The following is a 21,229-nucleotide window of genomic DNA, read 5'->3' as shown; positions in this document are numbered from 1 at the left end:
CAAAAATGAGCACTGTCAAACTCGCCATCATTGGTAATGGCATGGTTGGCCACCGCTTCATTGAAGAACTGATCGATAAAGCCGAACCGGGCCAGTTCGAAATTACCGTCTTCTGTGAAGAACCCCGCGTGGCTTACGACCGCGTCCATCTCTCCGCATACTTTTCCCATCATACCGCTGACGAACTTTCGCTGGTCCGTGAAGGCTATTACGAAAAACATGGCGTCCGCGTACTGCTTGGCGAACGTGCAATCACCCTGAACCGTCAGGAAAAAGTGATTCACTCCAGCAGCGGTCGCGCCGTTCAGTATGACAAGCTGATTCTGGCGACCGGCTCCTGGCCGTGGATCCCGCCGATTCAGGGATCTGACGGCCCGGACTGCTTCGTCTATCGCACCATTGAAGATCTGAACGCTATTGAAGAATGCGCGCGTCGCAGTAAAAGCGGCGCGGTCATCGGCGGCGGTCTGTTGGGTCTGGAAGCGGCCGGCGCGCTGAAAAACCTCGGCATTGAAACGCACGTTATCGAATTCGCTCCGGTGCTAATGGCTGAGCAGCTTGATGTGCAAGGCGGCGGTCAGCTGCGCCAGAAAATAGAACAGATGGGCGTGCGCGTTCATACCAGCAAAAATACTAAAAATATTGTTCACCATACGCCGGGTAAAACGCTGGAGTTTGCTGACGGCACCAGTCTGGATGTCGATTTTATCGTGTTCTCTACCGGTATCCGCGCGCAGGATAAGCTGGCTCGTCAGTGCGAACTGCCGGTCGGTCCGCGCGGCGGCATCCAGATTAACGATGTTTGCCAGACGGCCGATCCGGATATTTACGCCATCGGCGAGTGTGCGGCCTGGAATGAGAAAATTTTCGGGCTGGTTGCGCCAGGCTATAAAATGGCGCAGGTCGCCAGCGATCATTTACTGGGCCGTGAGAATCAGTTCTGCGGCGCGGATATGAGCGCCAAGCTGAAACTGCTGGGCGTTGACGTTGGCGGTATCGGCGACGCGCATGGCCGTACCCCAGGGGCGCGCAGCTACGTTTATCTGAACGAGCAAAGCGGCGTTTATAAACGCCTGGTGGTCAGCCCGGATAATCAATACCTGCTGGGCGCAGTGCTGGTAGGCGATACCAGCGACTATGGCCAGTTGCAGCAGCTGGTGCTTAACCAAATCAAACTGCCGGAGCATCCGGACAGCTTAATCCTGCCCGCACATGCCGGCGGCGAAAAACCTGCGCTGGGCGTGGAGTCGCTCCCGGACAGCGCGCAGATCTGTTCCTGCTTCGATGTTTCGAAAGGCGATATCATCCAGGCCGTGGCGAAAGGTTGCCATACCGTTGCCGCCATCAAAGCGGAAACCCGCGCCGGTACCGGTTGCGGCGGCTGTATCCCGCTGGTTACTCAGGTGCTGAACGCCGAACTGAGCCGCCAGGGCATCGAAGTGAACAACCATCTGTGTGAACACTTCGCCTGGTCGCGTCAGGAGCTTTACCACCTGATCCGCGTGGAAGGAATTAAGAGCTTCGATGAGCTGCTGAAAAAATATGGTAAAGGCTACGGCTGTGAAGTCTGTAAGCCCACCGTCGGCTCGCTGCTCGCTTCCTGCTGGAACGACTATGTCCTGCAACCCGAGCATGCGCCGTTGCAGGACAGCAACGATAATTTCCTCGGCAACATCCAGAAAGATGGCACCTATTCAGTGATCCCGCGTTCGCCGGGCGGCGAGATCAGCCCTGAAGGGCTGATGGTGATTGGGCAGGTTGCACGCCAGTATAATCTGTATACCAAAATCACCGGCTCGCAGCGTATCGGTCTGTTCGGCGCGCAGAAAGATGATTTACCGGCTATCTGGCGTCAACTGATTGACGCCGGGTTTGAAACCGGTCACGCCTACGCGAAAGCGTTACGCATGGCGAAAACCTGTATCGGCAGTACCTGGTGCCGCTATGGCGTTGGCGACAGCCTCGGCTTCGGCATCGAGCTGGAAAACCGCTATAAAGGCATCCGTACCCCGCACAAAATGAAATTCGGCGTCTCTGGCTGTACGCGTGAATGTGCTGAAGCACAGGGCAAAGATGTCGGTATCATCGCTACCGATAAAGGCTGGAACCTTTACGTCTGCGGTAACGGCGGGATGAAACCGCGCCATGCCGATCTGCTGGCGGCCGATCTTGATAAAGAGACGCTGTTACGCTATCTCGACCGCTTTATGATGCTCTATATCCGCACCGCGGATAAGCTGCAGCGCACATCGACCTGGCTGGAAAGTCTGGAAGGCGGCATCAATTACGTACGCAACATTGTTATTGACGACAAGCTAGGCCTGAACGAGCAGCTGGAAAATGATATGGCCCAGCTACGCAGCCGTGTTATCTGTGAATGGAAAGCCACTCTTGAGCGCCCTGAAGCACAGACCCGCTTCACTCACTTCATCAATAGCACCCAGCGCGATCCGCTGGTGCAAATAGTTGAAGAGCGTGGTCAGCATCGTCCGGCGCGTCCGCACGAGCGTATCGCGATCAAACTGGTTGAAGAGGAGGAACAGGCATGAGCCGCTGGCAAACCGTCTGTAAATTAGAAGCGATCCTGCCTGCTACCGGCGTTTGTGCTCTGGTTGATGGCGAACAGGTGGCGATTTTCCGCCCGCGTGCGGATGAAGAGCTGTATGCCATCAGCAATATCGATCCCTTTGCCGAGGCCAGCGTGCTGTCACGTGGGATTATTGCTGAGCATCAACAAGATCTGTGGGTCGCCAGCCCGCTTAAAAAACAGCGCTTCCGTTTGCGCGATGGCCTCTGCATGGAAGACGCCAGTCGTTCTGTACGCAGCTGGCCGGTGCGGGTGCGTGAAGGTCAGGTCGAAGTCGCCTGCGATTAAGGCCGATATTCAGCGCAGCTCCGTTAAAAAGCAGTTATTTTCCTACCCGCGGCGCACCCTGTGCGCCGCATCACCTGCGAATCATTACGATAAAAACCGGCAAACCGGGGGAACACCATGGATTACCTACCGCTTTTTTGTCAGCTACGTGGCAGAGCCTGTCTGCTGGTGGGCGCCGGCGAAGTCGCTGCGCGTAAAGCCCGATTATTACTGGATGCCGGCGCACAGCTACGCGTATGCGCGCTCGATTTCAGCACGCCGTTTTATGAGTGGCAGCAGGCTGGCGAGGCGACCCTGCTGCATCGGCCTTTTTCTCCCGAGCTGCTAGATGAGTGCTGGCTGGTGATCGCCGCCACCAGCGATGAACAGGTTAATCAGCATGTTAGCCAGGCAGCGGAGGCGCGGCGTCTGTTTTGTAACGTGGTGGATGCGCCCGCGCAGGCCAGCGCGATTATGCCTTCAGTTATCGATCGCTCTCCGTTGATGATTGCCGTTTCCTCCGGCGGACGCGCGCCCGTGTTGGCCCGTCTGCTGCGGGAAAAACTGGAGGCGTTGCTGCCGCAGCATTTAGGCAAACTGGCCGCGCTGGCCGGCACGCTGCGCCAGCGGGTGAAAGCGCAGTACGCTACCGGCGCTGAGCGCCGTCGCTTCTGGGAAAAGCTGTTTGTCAGCGATCGTCTGGCGCAGTCGCTGGCGAATAATGATACCCAACGGGCAACCGCCTTAACCGATGAGCTGTTTAACCAGCCGCTGGATAAACGCGGTGAGCTGGTACTGGTCGGCGCCGGACCGGGCGATGCCGGGCTATTAACTCTGAAAGGGTTACAGCAAATTCAGCAGGCGGATATCGTGGTTTACGATCGGCTGGTCTCTGATGAAGTGTTGCAGCTGGCGCGTCGTGATGCGGAAAAAATTTTTGTCGGCAAGCGCGCCGGTCATCATTGCGTCCCACAGGAGGAGATCAATCAGATTCTGCTGGAGCAGGCGCAGCGTGGAAAACGCGTGGTGCGTCTGAAAGGCGGCGATCCCTTTATCTTTGGGCGCGGCGGCGAAGAACTGGAGGCACTGCAGGGTAGCAATATCCCCTTTTCCGTGGTGCCCGGTATTACCGCCGCTTCCGGCTGCTCCGCCTATAGCGGCATCCCGTTAACCCATCGCGATTATTCACACAGCGTGCGCTTTGTTACCGGGCATCGTAAACAGGATTACCAGCTGGACTGGGCCAACCTGGCGACGGAACAGCAAACGCTGGTGTTTTATATGGGGCTAGCGCAGGCGGGTGAAATTCAGCGGCAGTTGCAGGCGCACGGCATGCCGGCGTCGATGCCGGTCGCACTGGTTGAGAATGGCACCAGCACACGTCAACGCGTAGTTAGCGGTGAACTGGCCCAGTTGGAGAGCCTGGCGACGCAGGTGGTCAGCCCCAGCCTGATTATCGTTGGGCAAGTGGTTGCGCTGCGTGAAAAATTGAACTGGTTCTCTTCTTAATAAAAAGGGTTAACCGGAAAAATACAATTAAAGCGTCCCGGTTAACCCCATTTTCTGAAAACATCTTTTATATTAATGCGTGCAGCTGGTGCCAATCAGGAAAAATCCGGTCAGCGTAATCATAAAATAACCCCCCTCCTTCAATAATTTTTATTTTCAGACATTTCTCTATCAGTTAAATGGTTATTAAGAATATTTAGTTTGTATTAATTGAAACAAAAATGCTTTTTAATCAGCCCATAGATGTTTTGATAAATCCTTTAGTTTCCTTTAAATTGCTGTACGATCTCCATTTAAATACAGGTAGGTATTTATTATTAACGAGATTGTACAGCGGTCATTATATGGCAACCATCATGCTTTCGCGTATGTGGATAAAGCATAAATTAATTCAACCTATTAACTCATGAGAGAATGACTATAACTCCCCTTGCGCGGAGCATTATATTGCATGCTAATACGCCTACACCCTTATTGATCACCCTTCTCCGCGCCGATTATTTTGAATAGTGGAAGCAAATAATTAAGGAAGATAAAATGCACATACGGAAAAAGAGAAAACTAATCGCCATCCATATAACGCTGGCATTAGCGTCTGGTTCTGCGCTGGCTAACACAGTTATCCTTGAAGATGGCTCGGTAAAAGATAAGCTGGACGTCAGCCTGGGGCAGACGGCGATCGTTCAGGGAGCGATTACGGTTGACGATCGCGGCGAATACAATAACGGCTACAGTACCATATTTGTTAGCGGTAGCAATTCATCGCTTGATTTGGGCAATGGCTCAAAGGTAACGTCATCCAAAACGGTACCGGAAACAAAAAAAAACAGCGTTATCGGCATCAAATCTCAGGGACGTTTCACCGCCAATAACCTGACGGTTAACGGTATTAACAATCAACACGGCGTTGATGCTGATAGCGGCAGTTCAGTTAATCTGAAAGGTTTAACCAGCATTAATCTACAGGAGGGAAAACATTTTAATGCCGGACTGTTGGCCAATAATGCCTCTACGCTAACAGCGGAGAATGTCTATATCGTTGTCAACGCTGGGGAAGATGAAACTACAGGACACCGCTATTTAGCCAGCGGCATCACTAATGCAGCAGGCTCCGTAATGAATATTACCGGCAATAGTGATATAACGGTGACCTCGTCAGCCTCAAGGAAATATTTTACGGCTGGGATTGTTAACACTCACCGGCTGGAGAGCTCAACGACTAGCGAAAGCGCTCAGCTGACGATGAATAATGTTAATCTGCGCGTTCAGGATGAAAATTCACCGGGCGTGATCGGCATACTTAATGAACAGGGTTCTACTTTCAAAGTAGACGACATTATTCTCTATGTAGAGGCGGCGCATGAGTTTGCTAATGGCATCAGCCAGCAGGCTGATGCCATCGGCGAAACGGGAAATACCTCTATTTTAATTAAAGTTGCAGATGGCGTAACAGGTCGTGGTATTTCAAATGCCAGCGGAAGCAGTCTTAAAGTGAATGGCGATCTTGATATTAAATTTACTGACGACTCTTATCATTCCAGCCCGCTTTATTTTATCTATACTGGAGAAAATGCCAAAACAGAGCTGAATGGCAACACAACGCTGGGCACAGCGCAGGCCAGTAAGCCAGCGAATATTTTTGCAATCCATTCTTTAGGTGAAACAACTTTAAAAAATCACCAGCTTGTTGCTTATGGTGATATTTACGCCACCGAGAAGGGGGAAATTAATCTGGAGCTTACCGACAATTCATACCTTTTGAGCGCTATTAATAAGGCAGACATGGGAGAAATAGAACTTTCCCTAAGCGGAAATAACAGTCGGTGGCAGATTAACGGCGATAGCCACTTAAATACGCTGACGCTCAGTTCATCTTCAATGGAATTTTTGCCCGACACATTTAAAACCTTGACCATTGATGGTGACTATCACGGGGACAATGGCAAAATTGTAATGAATACACAGCTTGCTGGGGACGGTTCCGCATCAGATCGCATTATCGTTAAAGGCAATACTTCAGGCAATACGCAGTTAACTATTAAGAAAATCGCCGGAAACGGCGCTGAAACCGATAACGGCATTTTGCTGATCGAAGTTAATGGCACCTCCAATGGTATCTTTACGCAACAGGGAAGAACGACAGCGGGTCTGTATGATTATTTCTTAAGGCAGAAAGATAAAAACTGGTATCTGGTTTCTTATCTGGAAGAAGAACCCCCCCCGCCCGATAATGGCAACGGCGACAACGGCGACAACGGCGACAACGGCGACAACGGCGGCGGCAACAACGGCAATACTGACGAGTCGCGCATCCGTGCCTATCGACCGGAAAGTGCCAGCTATATCGCCAACCTGGCCGCAGCGAATAAATTATTTATCACCAGCATGTACGGTCGTCAGTCAGGGCAGCGGACCCCATCAGATAAAGCGCGCATGTCATCTTTTTGGCTGCGCCAGGGTGGAGGCCATGCTCGTTTTACCGATATCAGCGGACAGCTAAAAACAAAAAGTAACAGCTATGTTTTGCAGATGGGTGGTGATATCGCGCAATGGGAAAACAGCCAGGGCAGCTCAAATGTAGGCATGATGGCAGGCTATGGCAATAACCATAATAAAACACGTTCCACGCTTACAGGCTACCGCTCAAAAGCTGAGATCAATGGATACAGTATGGGCGTTTATGGTAGCTGGTTTAATGACCAAAACCGTCAGCAGGGCGCATGGCTGGATAGTTGGCTACAATATAACTGGTTCGATAGTTATGTAACCGGTGAAGGCTTGCCCAGCGAGAAGTATCGGTTAAAAGGCTTTAGCGCAGCACTGGAGGCGGGCTATATTCAGCCGGCAGGACAGTATCAGAACTTCAGATTCTGGCTGGAGCCGCATGCTCAGGCTGTTTTCATGGATGTAAAAGACAAAGCCATGAATGAAATTTACGGCACCCGGGTCAAGGGAACGGGCGACGGAAATATTCTTGCACGTATCGGCCTGCGCAGTTGGATGGCCAGCACAACAGCTACTGCGCAGGCAACGGCTTTCCGCCCCTGGCTGGAAGCGAACTGGCTTCATAACAGCCGCGCTTTTGGGGTAAACATGAATAACGGCGGTAATCAGCAGTCCGGCGCTAAAGAGAGTGTAGAAATCAAGGTGGGAGTAACAGGACAGCCTGTCCCGAATTTGCAGCTGAGCGGAGAAATCAGCCAGCAGAGAGGGTCCGCCAATTATATTGAGATGTTTGGCATTCTACAGGTCAGTTACGCTTTCTAGTACAAAGATAGAGTAAACAGGGTCTTGCAAGATACGCTTTGCAAGACCCTGTTTTTAGCGCCGGCTTACGGCTGCGCCACGAAGCCTACCGCTTCATAAACCTTTTTCAGCGTTTCCTGGGCATGGGCGCGCGCTTTTGCCGCCCCATCACGCATCACCTGCTCAAGGAAAGCTTCATCTTCACGGTAACTCTGATAGCGCACCTGCAGCTCGCTCAGCATACCGGAAACCGCTTCCGCCACCTCGCCCTTCAGATGACCATACATCTTGCCTGCGAACTCCTGCTCCAGCTGGCTGATGCTTTTACCAGAAATGGCGGAGAGAATATCCAGCAGGTTAGAAACACCCGCCTTGTTCTGCACGTCATAGCGCACTACCGGGGGTTCGTCGGAGTCGGTTACCGCGCGTTTGATCTTCTTCACCACCGCTTTCGGATCTTCCAGCAGGCCGATAACGTTATTGCGGTTATCGTCCGATTTGGACATCTTTTTCGTCGGCTCCAGCAGCGACATCACGCGCGCGCCCGATTTCGGAATAAATGGCTCCGGCACCTTAAATACGTCGCCATACAGCGCGTTAAAACGCTGGGCGATATCGCGACTCAGTTCCAGATGCTGTTTCTGATCTTCGCCAACCGGTACCTGATTGGTCTGATACAGCAGTATATCCGCCGCCATCAGCACCGGATAATCAAACAGGCCAGCGTTGATGTTTTCCGCATAGCGGGTCGATTTATCTTTGAACTGAGTCATGCGGCTCAGCTCGCCGAAATAGGTGTAACAGTTCAGCACCCAGCTTAGCTGAGTATGTTCCGGCACATGGGACTGGACGAAAATGGTGCTTTTTGCGGGATCGATACCACAGGCAAGATAAAGCGCCAGCGTATCCAGCGTCGCTTTACGTAGCGCGGCCGGGTCCTGACGTACGGTGATGGCGTGCAAATCGACAATACAGTAAATGCAGTGATAATCGTCCTGCATCTGTACCCACTGACGCATCGCACCCATGTAGTTACCAATGGTCAGTTCGCCGGAGGGCTGTGCGCCGCTAAATACGATGGGTTTGCTCATGCTTTTAAATCCTGATAATTACCGCCCCAAAGCGGGCAAAAGGTCGTTGAAATCGTCCAAAACTAGGTTGGGTTCACTGATGGCGATCGGCTCGCCATAGTTATAGCCGTACGACATCCCCACACAGGGGCAGCCCGCCGCCTGCGCCGCCTGAATATCATTGCGTGAATCGCCGACAAACAGCAACTCCTGCGGCAGCAGACCAAACTTGCCCAACACTAAAAACAGCGGCGCCGGATGCGGCTTTTTCGCCGCCACGTCATCACCGCCGATAACCAGCGAAAAATAGCCGTCGATACCGAGCGCACGCAGCAGCGGCGCAATAAACGGCGTCGGCTTGTTGGTCACCAGCGCCAGCGGCAGCCCGACGGCGCTCAGCTTCGCCAGCGTCTGCGCAACCTGGGGGAATAGCGTGGTGCCCGCCTCGGCCGTTTCAGCATAAAAGCGGTCGAACAACGCTCTGCCGTCGCGCAGTTCATTGGCTTCCGGCTGACGCTGCAATGCCCAACTCAGGGCGCGCTGCACCATGACGTCGGCGCCGTTTCCTATCCAGGTCGTGACGCGCGGCACGCCGGCAGCTGGCAGATTCAAGGCGACCAACGCCCGATCCACTGCCGCCGCCAGCCCCGGCACGCTGTCAACCAGCGTGCCGTCAAGATCGAAAGCCAATGCGCGGATATTAGTGAAATGCGCCATGGCGGCTCTTCTCCAGTTCATTACGCATATCATCAATCACTTTTTTGTAGTCAGGCTGGCCAAATATGGCCGACCCGGCGACAAACATATCTGCGCCGGCGGCGGCGATTTCGGCGATATTATCGACTTTCACGCCGCCATCCACTTCCAGGCGGATATCGTAACCGCTCTCGTCAATACGCTTGCGCGCTTCACGCAGCTTATCGAGCGTGCCCGGAATAAAAGATTGACCGCCGAAGCCCGGGTTGACTGACATCAGCAAAATGATATCCAGCTTATCCATCACATAATCGAGATAGCTCAGCGGCGTGGCGGGGTTAAAGACTAAACCGGCTTTACAGCCATGTTCTTTGATCAGCTGCAGGCTGCGGTCGATATGTTCGCTGGCTTCAGGGTGGAAGGTAATAAAGCTGGCGCCCGCTTCGGCAAACTGTGGGATCAGGCTGTCGACCGGCTTCACCATCAAATGAACGTCAATCGGTGCGGTAATACCGTAATCGCGTAGCGCTTTTAATACCATCGGCCCCATAGTCAGGTTGGGAACGTAATGGTTATCCATAACGTCGAAATGCACCACGTCTCCGCCTGCGGCCAGAGCTTTCGCCGTATCTTCGCCCAGGCGGGCAAAGTCTGCGGCGAGGATCGAAGGGGCCAGCAAAAATTGTTTCATCCGTATCTCCCACTGTATGCGCCAGTAAAAATACTGACAGATTGCGCTGGTCGCGGACGAAACCGGCTAGCGAAAAAGGGCCAGTAGCTCGTCCACTTTAGTACGACCGCTAATACTTCTGCTGATCGAGCGGCGCGCTTTAACCACATGCAGCACCGCATCCTGATACCACAGCCGGGTCAGCTCGGTATCATGGTTAGAAATCAGCACTGGAATGGCGCTTTCCTGCGCCAGCTTCACCGCCAGCTCCGCCAGATGCTGTTGCTCGCGCAGGCTAAAGCTGTTGGTATGATAGGCGGTAAAATTCGCCGTTGTCGAAAGCGGCGCATAAGGCGGATCGCAGTAAACCACCGATCCCGCTTGCGCCTTACTCAGGGTAACATCGTACGATTCACAAACAAAAACGGCTTTTTGCGCGCGTTCGGCAAACCCATATAGCTCTTCTTCCGGAAAATAGGGCTTACGGTAGCGGCCAAAAGGCACGTTAAATTCACCGCGCAGGTTGTAGCGGCACAGGCCGTTGTAACCATGACGGTTCAGATAAAGGAACAGCAGCGCCCGGCGATAAGCATCGTCGCTGGCATTAAATTCGCTGCGGAACGCGTAGTAAGCATCCGCCTCATTGCTGCGCGGCGTAAAGAGCTGGCGCGCATCGCTGACAAACTCGACGGTGCGTCCTTTTACTATGTTATACAGGCCAATCAGATCGTTATTGATATCGGCCAGCACATAGCGTGGATAGTCGGTGTTAAGGAACACGGAGCCGGCGCCGACAAAAGGCTCGACTAAGCAGTCGCCTTGCGGCAAATGGCGGCGTATATCTTCCAGAAGAGGATACTTACCGCCAGCCCATTTCAGGAAAGCGCGATTTTTTTTCATGCCGTCGTTTTGGTTACTTCTATTCATCTGGCTGTGGCTATAGCGACAGCATATCTGCGCTTACGAATCTGACTTACGACAAAAATGGCAACAGAGTTGCCATTTTCAATGCCGTTGCAACGGCTGAGATAATTCGCTGCCAGAGCGTACTATCACAGTAATAGCGCGGGGTTTTAGTGCCCCGCCTCTTTTTTCACCTGGCTAACCGGCTTAACCCAGGGATTCTTCGCCTGGACTTCTGCTGGCAGCGAGGTTACGGCACGTTTGGCTTCAGCTGGCGTAGCATAAGAACCGCTCACCAGAACATACCATGGCTGCCCGTTACGTGTGGTTTGGTAGACATGATAGTTGCTCAGGTTTTGTTTCTTCGCCCAGGCATTCAGCGTATCTGAACGCGAGGCGCTGCTCAGCTGTAGCGTATAGCTGCCGCCCGGCGCGCTTTGCTGTGCGGCAGGAGCGGCATGGCTGGCGCTGGCGGTTGGCTTACTGCTCTGCTTCGCCGCTGGCTGATGCGCCTGCTGTTTCGCTGTCGGCTGGCTGGCGGTCGGCTTATGCGCCGGCGCTGGCTTGCTGCTATTCTGCCTGGATGGCGCGACATTGGCGCTTCGGGTATCGGCGCCGCTTACCGTAGCTGGCGCTGTCGGCAGCGAGCTACCGCCCATTGCCCCCTGAGAGGCGGAATCAATCTGCCCCTGCTGATTGGTCAACGCGCTGTTAAGATCGCCCGGCAGCTCTATGCGCTGCTGGTTTTGCGGCGTCTCAATCGGAGCGGCCTGCGTCGGCGTCGGGGAGACCGGCGGAACGGAGACGGACTGCGGCGCGTCGTTTACCGCACCCTCGGTCGCTGCGGCTTCGTTATTGCCTGCCGCGCTACCGCTCTGCCCGCTCATGTTTGATGATCCGGAAAGATCGATGTTTCTTTCATTGCCGCCGGAAGTGGCTGCGCCGTTATCCGTCTGAGCGGCTGGCTTTTTAGAATCAGGCCCGTTTAATGCGGAACCAATGCCGATAACCAACAGCAAAAGAACCAGCACGCCAATGCCCATCATCATACGCTGGCGGGACGCCGGCGTTTTAGGCGCAGAAGACGTTTTGCGAGGCCGCGTCGGACGGCGATCGCTGGTATCAGGTTTTAACTCGTCTTCCGGTTTAAACTCATCCATTCAACCTCCCCGTCTACGGCAAGCGCCGCTCACATCCCGTTCGCGGCAGACATCACTATCAGGCCTTACGGCAGTCATTAATTGCGGCAAGCACAATATCATGCGCCACGCCGCTACGCACCTCGGCTTTGCCGATCGCCAGCGGCAACACCAGACGCAGCTCGCCCGCCAGCACTTTTTTATCGCGCATCATATGCGGCAAATAGTCCTGCGCGGCCATTTCCTGCGGCCCCGTGACCGGCAAGCCGGTGCGAACCAGCAGAGCGATGATGCGATCGGTTTCGGCAGCGCTAAACTGCCCCAGCCTTTCCGCGGTACGCGCAGCCATCACCATTCCGGCCGCTACCGCTTCGCCGTGCAGCCAGTTGCCATATCCCATCTGCGCTTCAATCGCATGACCATAGGTATGACCCAGATTCAACAGCGCGCGCAGGCCGGTTTCTCGTTCATCAGCGGCGACGACATCGGCTTTCAGCTCGCAGCAGCGACGAATGCAATAAGCCAGCGCCTCCCCATCCAGCGCCATAAGCGCATCCAGGTTCTGCTCCAGCCAGTTGAAAAAGTCAGCGTCGAGGATAATGCCATATTTGATCACTTCAGCCATGCCGGAGGCCAGCTCGCGCGGCGGCAGGCTACGCAGGCAGTCGAGATCGATAACCACTGAAGCCGGCTGATAGAACGCGCCTATCATATTCTTGCCCAGCGGATGATTGACGGCGGTTTTACCGCCAACGGAAGAGTCCACCTGCGATAACAGCGTGGTCGGTACCTGAATAAAGCGTACGCCGCGCTGATAGCTGGCGGCGGCGAAACCGGTCAAATCGCCAATCACGCCGCCGCCCAGCGCCACCAGCGTAGTATCACGTCCGTGGGGCTTTTGCAGCAGCGCGGTAAAGACCTGATCCATTACCGCCAGGGTTTTATACTGTTCGCCGTCGGGGAGGATAACCTGATCCACCTTAACGCCCGCCTCTTCCAGCCGCTGTCGCAGCGGCGTGAGATAAAGCGGAGCCAGCGTCTCATTGGTTACCAACATAGCCGGGTCGCCTGCTTTCAGCGGCCAAAAGGCAGCCGCATCGTTAAACAGACCGGCGGCGATGGTGATCGGGTAGCTTCGCTCCCCAAGGGTAACGGTGATCCTCTCCATGACGCTGTATAACCTTTTTCGCTATGCCCTCAGGCGATGGATTAATTCTTTTCCAGTAAATTAATGATTTGATTAGCGACGACTTTCGCACTTTGATCGTCAGTGCGGATAGTAACATCAGCGATCTCTTCATACAGGGGATTGCGTTCATCCGCCAGCGCTTCCAGCACTTCACGTGGCGGTGCATCGACCTGTAATAAAGGACGCTTTTTATCGCGCTGCGTACGCGCCAGTTGCTTCTCAATAGTGGTTTCAAGATAGACCACAACGCCACGGGCGGAGAGACGATTACGGGTTTCGCGGGATTTTACAGAGCCGCCGCCGGTAGCCAGCACGATGCCCTGTTTTTCTGTGAGTTCATTAATGATTTTCTCTTCACGTTCGCGAAAACCTGCTTCGCCTTCAACGTCAAAAACCCAGCCCACATCCGCTCCGGTACGTCGCTCAATTTCCTGATCGGAATCATAAAATTCCATATTGAGTTGCTGAGCTAACTGACGACCAATAGTGCTTTTGCCGGCACCCATAGGCCCAACCAGAAAGATATTGCGTTTCTCTGCCATTTTTTCGGTATTACTAAGACAATGCGTTGATGATACCCCGTCTGCAACGGCCGAGCCGTTGGCGGGACATGAACTGAAACCTCATGAGCGATAGTGCGAGAGTCAGATGAAAAATTATCTCAACACTCAAGGTCGTTTGGCAACCGAATAAATTGCCCGGCTCAGAACGCGCAGCCTGCGCGTCACACAGTTCGCTAAGAGTCAAAACCACTGCCATTCAGGCAGCGTCCTGTCACGGTATCGTGGCGACAAACCATAAGTCTGTGCTGCCATAAGTCAAAATCGCTAAACCTTGTAAGCTAATTCCGCTCCTGCGTCAAACGCATATGATACCCAGTCGGGAAAAAAAACGCTGCTGGTTACTCTTCATGCACCAGGCGCGGGGTGATAAAAATCACCAGTTCCCGGCGTCTGTCATTGTGAACATCATGGCGAAAAAGCGCACCCAGCAACGGTATATCGCCCAGGAAAGGGACTTTATCACGATTACGCGCCGATTCCTGTTGAAATATGCCGCCCAGCGTTAACGTCTGACCATCTTTCAGCGTAACCTGAGTCGTGATTTCCTGCTTATTAATAGTAAGAATTTCTCTGTCGCCGTTGTTAATGTTGCGTCCGGGCACGTTTTGACTGATATGCAGCGCCAGATGAATACGCCCGTTGGGCTGTACCGTCGGCGTGACTTCCATCCCCAATACCGCCTCTTTAAATTCAATGCTGGTTGCACCGTCACTGCCGCTGGCAACTTCATAAGGGATCTCCGCGCCCTGTTTGATGCTGGCCGGCTGCTGATGCGAGGCGATAAGATGCGGACTGGCGATAATATCGATGTGGTTTTCCTGCTCCAGCGCGCTCAGTTCCAAATCAAGCAGGCGACCATCAATGCGCGCCAGCGTTAAGCCGGCCGCCAGCGACGGCGCAGCGGCGCCAAGGCCGATATTCAGTCCGGGATTGCGCAGCGCCTGCGCGATAACCTCTTCTCCCGATAGCTGCCAGCTTACGCCCAGCTCATGCAGATGCTCGGCGCTAATGCTGACGATATGGGCCGTCAGCTCTACCTGAGCCCGTGCGACATCCAGCGCCCTGGCCCAGGCCCGCACATTGTTTAACGCCGCTGGCGTATCACGCAACAGCAGCGTATTCGCGCGCGCGTCAAGGGTAACGCTGCCGCGCGACGTCATCAGTTTGGCGCGCTCGACCTGCAGGCTGGCGCTAACGGCGGCGGCATCCGCATACTGTAACGCTAACGCTAAATCCTGCAACGGCTGCTGCTGCGCCTCTTCCTGCTGCTCTTTCTGTTCCCAGCCCCGCGGGAAAACCAGCAGCACGGCATCTTCCTGCGTGATTTTCAACCTGGCCATGCGCGCCACCAGCGACAGCGCCTGTCGCCAGGGCACATCCTGCAGGCGCAGCGTAATGGTGCCTTCCACGCCGGGCGCCACCAACAGATTAAGCTGCTGATATTCAGCCAGCGCCTGTAAAACCTGCTCTACCGGCGCCTCCTCGAACGCCAGCGACAGCGGCGCGTTATGGGCTTGAACTGTCGCGATCGTCAACAGCCACACGACTGCGATCCTTAGCATAATATTTTCCTTTAATGGGCAGCGTGACACGCTGCGGCACACAGCTTTGCGGCGCGCTGAGCGATAAACGAAATGGCGTAAACGCCTCAATCCGCCAGCCAGCGAATGGCAACGGCCGATCGCTGGCAATAGCTACCCGCTCGCCCTGCGTTGAGCGTAGCCATCCCAGATAACGGTCCCCTCTCCCTATCATTCCCTGCAGCTGCCAGTGCGCTAAGGAGGTTACCGATGTGAGACAGGAAGCCCGCAGTGGCGCAAAGGGATCGCGGGCCATCGCGGGCGGCAGGCAGAGAAAAAACAGTCCGCTAATCAACAGGCATTTCATCGTCAAACGCCAGATGAAAGGCGGCGTACAGGCGCTCCGCCTTACGCTGCACAATAAAAGAGGTCAGGATCGGTGCGGGCTCACACATAGCCAGATAAGCAAACAGCTGTTTGAGCTGCGTCCAGTCCAGCCATAGTTCAAGCTGGCTATCTCGCCGATCGGGATGCCATTGCGCTAACTCGCCGCCGCTGCGCTGCAGCAGGGTATACAGGGAAAACGGCTGCCCCTCGTGCACAATATCGTCCAGCAGTTGCTGGTTGCGCGCCTCTACTGCATGCAGCGCGGGCTGCCGCCACAGCGGTGTTAGCAACCGGTGATAGCGCAACCGCTGCTGTTGCATCTTTTCCTCCAGCCGTTGCTGCTCGCCATGCGCTGGCGTTATCCAGCCGTAACCGGCTAACAGCCCTACGCCAGCCAGCAGTCCAAACAGACTCAGCCAACGCCATTTCGCCGGCCACAGCAGCCAGCGCAGCAGATTTTCATTGTCCATCGCCGTCCTCCGCTTTTCCCGAGGCCAGGGTGAAGCGATACGGACCGTTAGCGCTCTTTTTTAACGCGCCCGGCCGCCACGGCTGAAAAAGCGCGGATGCGCTGAGCCGACGACGCAGCAACCGAGCGGCTTCCGGCTGCAGACTTAATCCCTCCAGCCTGACGTTTCCCTGCTGGTGCATTAATGAAGAGAGCCATGCGTCATCCGGCACATTGCTCTCCAGCTGCAGAATAAACGCCTGCCACTGCGCCAGCCGCTGATGCGCCTGCTGATGCAATGCTGCCTGCTTACGCAACGCCTGATGTTGTTTTTGCGCCTCTTCATAGCGCTGGTGTAGCTGCTGCGCCTGCTGTGTTGCCTGCTGCCACAGCGTTAACTGGCTTTGCCGCCGCTGCGTCGTTTCCGCCAGCATGCGCCACCAGAGCAGCAACGCAACAGCGAGCAGCGCCAGCAGCGTTCCGCTTAATCCCAGCCATCGCTTTAACTGGCGCTTTCGCGCCTCCCGACGCCAGTTCAGCAGGTTAACCGCAATCATTGCCCCTCCTCCGGACGCAGCGCTAACCCCAGCGCCAGCGTAAACATGCCGCTATTGGCAGGCAGCGGCGGCTGCATAAACTGCAGCAGGCTTAGCGGCTGCAACGGCTGCATGCCTGCTGGCAGCCCAGCGGAAACGTTGGCGCTGAACCACAGCTGACGCGCTTTGGACAGCAGCAGCCTGAACGGCTCACTGTCAGCGGTCAGCTCGCCGGGTGCCCAGCCGGATGCGGTTTCAGGCTCACCGGGCAGATACCATAACCAGTGGTCGCTAAGCTGATGAATCAGCGCCGCCTCCTCAGAGAGACGAAGGGTCTCACCGACCAACGCCAGCGCTCCGCTGGTTAGCTCAATAACGTCAGGCATCAACCCGGCCTGCGCCAGAGTCGATAACCAACGCTGCAGCACGCTCTGACGCGCGGCGGTCAGGTAGAGACACGGCTGCGGCTGGGCGGCGGCGCGATAATCCAGCACCAGTTCGCTGGCGGCCAGCGGGAAGAGCCGCGCGGCTGCGGCCGTGGCATAGCGCCCCAGTTCAGGCTCGCGCAGCTGCAAAGAAGGTGTGGGCAAAGCGCGCTGCATCACCGCCTGCGGCGGGAAGCCGACGCGCAGCGAGAGGGCGCGGGGCAGCTGTTTACGCCAATGGCGCAAAACGGCAAGCAGCGGCTGGGAACATTGCAGCGCGCCGTGAGATAACGTATCGTGCGGCAGCGCATGCTGCCACCAGTGACGCAGCTGCCAACCGTTACGGCGACGCTGGATAGCTAAAGCACAGAGCTGACCATTCTGAATATCCAGCCCTACTTGCCATTTCTGAAAAGCCATATTCGCGCGATCTCCATATCGACGTAAAAATAAAAGGACGTATCAAAGCGTCTGGCTTGCATTTATACTACCGCGCGATTGTTTATAAACTGCCCAAACGACATTAAATGGGAAATCTCAGGTGAAGTTCGTAAAGTATTTATTGATTCTTGCAGTGTGTTGCATTTTGCTGGGCGTCGGCTCGGTTTACGGGTTGTACAAATACATTGAGCCGCAGCTACCGGATGTGAACACGCTGAAGGATGTACGTCTGCAAACGCCAATGCAGGTCTACAGCGCTGATGGTGAACTGATCGCGCAGTATGGCGAAAAGCGTCGTATCCCTCTGACGCTAGCGCAAATGCCGCCTGAGCTGGTTAAAGCCTTTATCGCCACCGAGGATAGCCGCTTCTATGAGCATCACGGCGTCGATCCTATCGGCATCTTCCGTGCGGCCAGCGTGGCGCTGATGTCGGGCCATGCTTCGCAGGGGGCGAGTACCATTACGCAGCAGCTGGCGCGTAATTTCTTCCTTAGCCCTGAGCGCACCCTGATGCGTAAAATCAAGGAAGCGTTTCTGGCTATTCGTATCGAGCAGCTGCTCAGCAAAGATGAAATTCTCGAGCTTTATCTGAATAAAATTTATCTTGGCTATCGCGCCTATGGCGTCGGCGCTGCCGCTCAGGTCTATTTCGGCAAAAATATCGATCAGCTCACGCTGAGTGAGATGGCGATGATTGCCGGTCTGCCTAAAGCGCCGTCTACCTTTAACCCGCTCTACTCCCCTACGCGCGCTCTGGCGCGGCGTAACGTAGTGCTGTCGCGTATGTTGGATCAGAACTACATTACGCAGCAGCAATATATCGCGGCGCGCAGTGAGCCACTGGAAGCCAGCTACCACGGCCCTGAAATCGCTTTCTCCGCCCCTTATCTGACGGAAATGGTGCGTCAGGAGATGCTGAAGCGCTACGGCGATAACGCCTATAACGACGGTTTTAAGGTTTACACCACCGTCACCCGCAAGCTGCAGCTGGCAGCGCAGGAAGCGGTACGTAACAATGTGCTGGATTATGATATGCGTCACGGCTATCGCGGCCCGGCCAATATTTTGTGGCGTGTGGGTGAGCCAGCCTGGGATCGTACGCGCATTCTGCAAACCCTCAAGGCGCTACCGGTTTACGGCCCACTGTGGCCCGCCGTCGTGACCAGCGCGAACAGCAACGAAGCCACGGCGCTGATGCGTGACGGCAGTAGCGTCTCGCTGACGATGGAAGGCGTACGCTGGGCGCGTCCGTACCGGTCCGATACGCAACAGGGCGCCACGCCGCGTAGCGTGACGCAGGTGTTGCAGCCGGGTCAGCAGATTTGGGTACGTAAAGCAGAAAACAGCTGGTGGCTGGCGCAGGTGCCGGTCGTTAACTCTTCTCTGATTTCTCTTGATCCGCATGATGGCGCAGTCCGCGCGCTGGTTGGCGGTTTTGACTTTAATCAGAGTAAATTTAACCGCGTTACCCAGGCGCTGCGTCAGGTTGGCTCGAATATCAAGCCTTTTCTCTATACCGCAGCGATGGACCGCGGCCTGACGCTGGCCTCGATTTTGAACGATGTGCCGATCTCGCGCTGGGACGCGGGCGCAGGCTCTGACTGGCGGCCGAAAAACTCCCCGGCGACCTATGATGGTCCGATCCGCCTGCGCCAGGGCTTAGGGCAATCGAAGAACGTGGTTATGGTGCGCGCGATGCGTGCGATGGGCGTCGATTACGCTGCAGAGTATCTGCAACGTTTCGGCTTCCCGGCGCAGAATATCGTGCATACCGAATCGCTGGCGCTGGGCGCGGCCTCCTTTACGCCGCTGCAAATGGCGCGCGGCTATGCGGTAATGGCCAACGGCGGCTTCCTGGTTGATCCTTACTTCATTAAGAAGATTGAAAATGAAAACGGTGAAACGCTGTTTGAAAACCGTCCGCGCATCGCCTGCCCGGAATGCAATCTGCCGGTAATTTACGGCGAAACGAAAAAATCGGTGGCGCTGGGTGAAGAGAGCGTAGAAAACGTGGCGGTTTCGCAGGAAAACCCCAATCCTGGCGTGCCGCAGCCGGTGCTGCAGCAGGTAGGCGCCGAGCAGCCTGACGCCGCGCAGCAGTATGCGCCGCACGTGATCAATACGCCGCTCTCCTTCTTAATTAAGAGCGCGCTGAACTCGAATATCTTCGGCGAACCGGGCTGGATGGGCACCGGCTGGCGCGCCGGCCGCGATCTGAAGCGGAAAGATATCGGCGGCAAAACCGGTACTACCAACAGTTCGAAAGATGCCTGGTTCTCTGGTTACGGCCCGGGCGTGGTGACGACGGTGTGGATTGGCTTTGACGATCATCGCCGCGATTTGGGGCGTTCCACCGCTTCCGGCGCGATTGACGATCAGATTTCAGGCTATGAAGGCGGCGCCAAAAGTGCCCAGCCAGCGTGGGATAGCTTTATGAAAGCGGCGCTGGAAGGGGTACCGGAGCAGCCGCTTACACCGCCGCCAGGCGTAGTGACCGTGACGATCGATCGCAGCACCGGCAAGCTGGCTAACGGCGGCGGCAATACCCGTCAGGAATACTTTATCGAAGGCACGCAGCCTACGGAGTATTCGGTGCATGACGTGGGAACCACGCTAATGGATAACGGCGAAACGCACGAACTGTTCTGATAACCAGCCGAACAGTTCTGAAAACAACAAAGGGGCGATTATCGCCCCTTTTGCTTTTAGCTACCCGTATAGCTATCAATAACGGATACGTTGCTGCTTCACCAGCCACTCGCGCGCCAGGAATAATGCGCTGACGTTGCGCGCCTCGTTAAAATCGGACTCCTGCAGCAGCGCCATCAGGTTGTCCAGCGGCCATCGGATTACCGGTAGCGGTTCCGGCTCATCGCCTTCCAGCTTTTCGGGATATAATCCTTCCGCAACCACAATGTTCATTTTGCTGGAAAAGTAGGAAGGTGCCATAGTGAGTTTGCTAAGCGCTTCCATCTGCTGCGCGCCAAAGCCTGCCTCCTCTTTCAGTTCCCGGTTAGCCGCCTCAAAAACCGTTTCGCCTGGATCGATCAATCCTTTAGGGAAGCCCAGCTCATAGGTTTCCAGCCCGACTACATACTCCTGAATCAGCAACAGATGATTATCGATAATCGGCACGATCATCACCGCTTCGCGCTCTGATGGACGCATACGTTCATATACGCGCCGCGCGCCGTTACTAAACGCCAGATCTACCGATTCAATGGTAAACAGGCGGGAGTGGGCCACAGGCTCAACGTTTAAAATCTTCGGTTTCTCTAATTCTCTTGGCATGGGGGCCCCAGATAAAGCACGGTTGATCATCGCCAGCCAGTCGTTGTCCTGGACAAAAAGCGGCAAAAAGACATTGTGCGACAGGCCTCACAGGAATCCAATCATCATATGTTTTAATTTACTTTTTTATAACAATTGATTGCAATGATTGGGAAAAAACTTTATGACAAAGTCAATAAGTTACAAGGAAATAGGATAATGCCGATATTCACCTCGACATGCGCCAGCTAATATCCCAATAAGGATTTCTGTATAGTAGTTCTAATTTTATGATTTTGTGCGCTATTTTAGTTATCAGGTTGGTTGCCACCACTGCCCAATCCCGCCAAAATTAGTGAACT

The 21,229-nt window shown here is 54.9% G+C and carries 18 protein-coding genes; 5 read left to right on the top strand and 13 right to left on the bottom strand.

Translation table 11 applies throughout. The annotated features are described in order from the left end of the window. Positions 1–5 precede the first annotated feature (5 nt). From nirB to K6958_RS01760, 4 genes are all read left to right on the top strand, one after another. A complete protein-coding gene (gene nirB / locus K6958_RS01775) occupies positions 6–2,549 on the top strand; it encodes a nitrite reductase large subunit NirB (protein ID WP_249893090.1) in 2,544 nt (847 codons plus the stop codon). Further along, positions 2,546–2,875: a nitrite reductase small subunit NirD gene (gene nirD, locus K6958_RS01770; RefSeq protein WP_249893089.1), complete on the top strand. Its 330-nt coding sequence runs from the start codon at positions 2,546–2,548 to the stop codon at positions 2,873–2,875. Before nirB ends, nirD begins: the two co-directional genes overlap by 4 nt. Before the next feature lie 117 nt (positions 2,876–2,992). Further along, positions 2,993–4,363 carry a siroheme synthase CysG gene (cysG, locus tag K6958_RS01765; protein ID WP_249893088.1) on the top strand — a complete coding sequence of 457 codons (1,371 nt, stop codon included), beginning with the start codon at positions 2,993–2,995 and terminating at the stop codon, positions 4,361–4,363. Positions 4,364–4,900: 537 nt separating this feature from the next. Then, positions 4,901–7,630, top strand: coding sequence for an autotransporter outer membrane beta-barrel domain-containing protein (locus K6958_RS01760; protein ID WP_249893087.1), 2,730 nt, complete (start codon positions 4,901–4,903; stop codon positions 7,628–7,630). Between the two features lie 65 nt (positions 7,631–7,695). Here the strand turns inward: K6958_RS01760 and trpS are convergent, their stop codons facing one another. The 12 genes from trpS to pilM form a co-directional block, all read right to left on the bottom strand. Further along, positions 7,696–8,700: a tryptophan--tRNA ligase gene (gene trpS / locus K6958_RS01755; protein WP_249893086.1), complete on the bottom strand. Its 1,005-nt coding sequence runs from the start codon at positions 8,698–8,700 to the stop codon at positions 7,696–7,698. A gap of 18 nt (positions 8,701–8,718) precedes the next feature. After that, positions 8,719–9,396 (bottom strand): phosphoglycolate phosphatase, encoded by a 678-nt coding sequence (locus K6958_RS01750; protein ID WP_249894759.1) that lies wholly within the window; start codon positions 9,394–9,396, stop codon positions 8,719–8,721. After that, complete coding sequence (gene rpe, locus K6958_RS01745; protein WP_249893085.1) at positions 9,380–10,066, bottom strand: ribulose-phosphate 3-epimerase; 687 nt, start codon at positions 10,064–10,066, stop codon at positions 9,380–9,382. Before rpe ends, K6958_RS01750 begins: the two co-directional genes overlap by 17 nt. Before the next feature lie 66 nt (positions 10,067–10,132). Then, positions 10,133–10,945, bottom strand: a complete 813-nt coding sequence (gene dam, locus K6958_RS01740) for an adenine-specific DNA-methyltransferase (protein ID WP_249893084.1) — start codon at positions 10,943–10,945, stop codon at positions 10,133–10,135. Positions 10,946–11,118: 173 nt separating this feature from the next. Continuing rightward, positions 11,119–12,108, bottom strand: a complete 990-nt coding sequence (locus tag K6958_RS01735; protein ID WP_249893083.1) for an SPOR domain-containing protein — start codon at positions 12,106–12,108, stop codon at positions 11,119–11,121. A gap of 58 nt (positions 12,109–12,166) precedes the next feature. Beyond that, positions 12,167–13,255, bottom strand: a complete 1,089-nt coding sequence (aroB, locus tag K6958_RS01730) for a 3-dehydroquinate synthase (RefSeq protein WP_249893082.1) — start codon at positions 13,253–13,255, stop codon at positions 12,167–12,169. 41 nt (positions 13,256–13,296) lie between these two features. Then, entirely contained in the window at positions 13,297–13,818 is a 522-nt protein-coding gene (gene aroK, locus K6958_RS01725) for a shikimate kinase AroK (RefSeq protein ID WP_085068555.1), read from the bottom strand. A 359-nt stretch (positions 13,819–14,177) separates the two neighbouring features. After that, a complete protein-coding gene (hofQ, locus tag K6958_RS01720; RefSeq protein ID WP_249893081.1) occupies positions 14,178–15,401 on the bottom strand; it encodes a DNA uptake porin HofQ in 1,224 nt (407 codons plus the stop codon). Then, complete coding sequence (locus tag K6958_RS01715) at positions 15,346–15,726, bottom strand: HofP DNA utilization family protein (protein WP_249893080.1); 381 nt, start codon at positions 15,724–15,726, stop codon at positions 15,346–15,348. Before K6958_RS01715 ends, hofQ begins: the two co-directional genes overlap by 56 nt. Continuing rightward, positions 15,707–16,216, bottom strand: coding sequence for a HofO family protein (locus K6958_RS01710; protein ID WP_249893079.1), 510 nt, complete (start codon positions 16,214–16,216; stop codon positions 15,707–15,709). The genes K6958_RS01715 and K6958_RS01710 overlap by 20 nt, the downstream gene beginning before the upstream one ends. Continuing rightward, positions 16,206–16,751, bottom strand: a complete 546-nt coding sequence (locus K6958_RS01705; RefSeq protein ID WP_249893078.1) for a PilN domain-containing protein — start codon at positions 16,749–16,751, stop codon at positions 16,206–16,208. The genes K6958_RS01710 and K6958_RS01705 overlap by 11 nt, the downstream gene beginning before the upstream one ends. Beyond that, positions 16,748–17,575, bottom strand: coding sequence for a pilus assembly protein PilM (gene pilM, locus K6958_RS01700; RefSeq protein WP_249893077.1), 828 nt, complete (start codon positions 17,573–17,575; stop codon positions 16,748–16,750). Before pilM ends, K6958_RS01705 begins: the two co-directional genes overlap by 4 nt. A gap of 121 nt (positions 17,576–17,696) precedes the next feature. Between pilM and mrcA the strand changes: the two genes are divergently transcribed. Further along, positions 17,697–20,246, top strand: a complete 2,550-nt coding sequence (mrcA, locus tag K6958_RS01695) for a peptidoglycan glycosyltransferase/peptidoglycan DD-transpeptidase MrcA (RefSeq protein ID WP_249893076.1) — start codon at positions 17,697–17,699, stop codon at positions 20,244–20,246. A gap of 75 nt (positions 20,247–20,321) precedes the next feature. Here the strand turns inward: mrcA and nudE are convergent, their stop codons facing one another. Then, a complete protein-coding gene (nudE, locus tag K6958_RS01690) occupies positions 20,322–20,888 on the bottom strand; it encodes an ADP compounds hydrolase NudE (RefSeq protein WP_249893075.1) in 567 nt (188 codons plus the stop codon). Positions 20,889–21,229 lie beyond the last annotated feature (341 nt).

Origin of the sequence: Mixta hanseatica (assembly GCF_023517775.1) — a bacterium.
GTDB classification, from domain to species: domain Bacteria; phylum Pseudomonadota; class Gammaproteobacteria; order Enterobacterales; family Enterobacteriaceae; genus Mixta; species Mixta hanseatica.
Note: the sequence above shows the minus strand (reverse complement) of the source record. Positions and strands in the feature narration are given on the sequence as shown.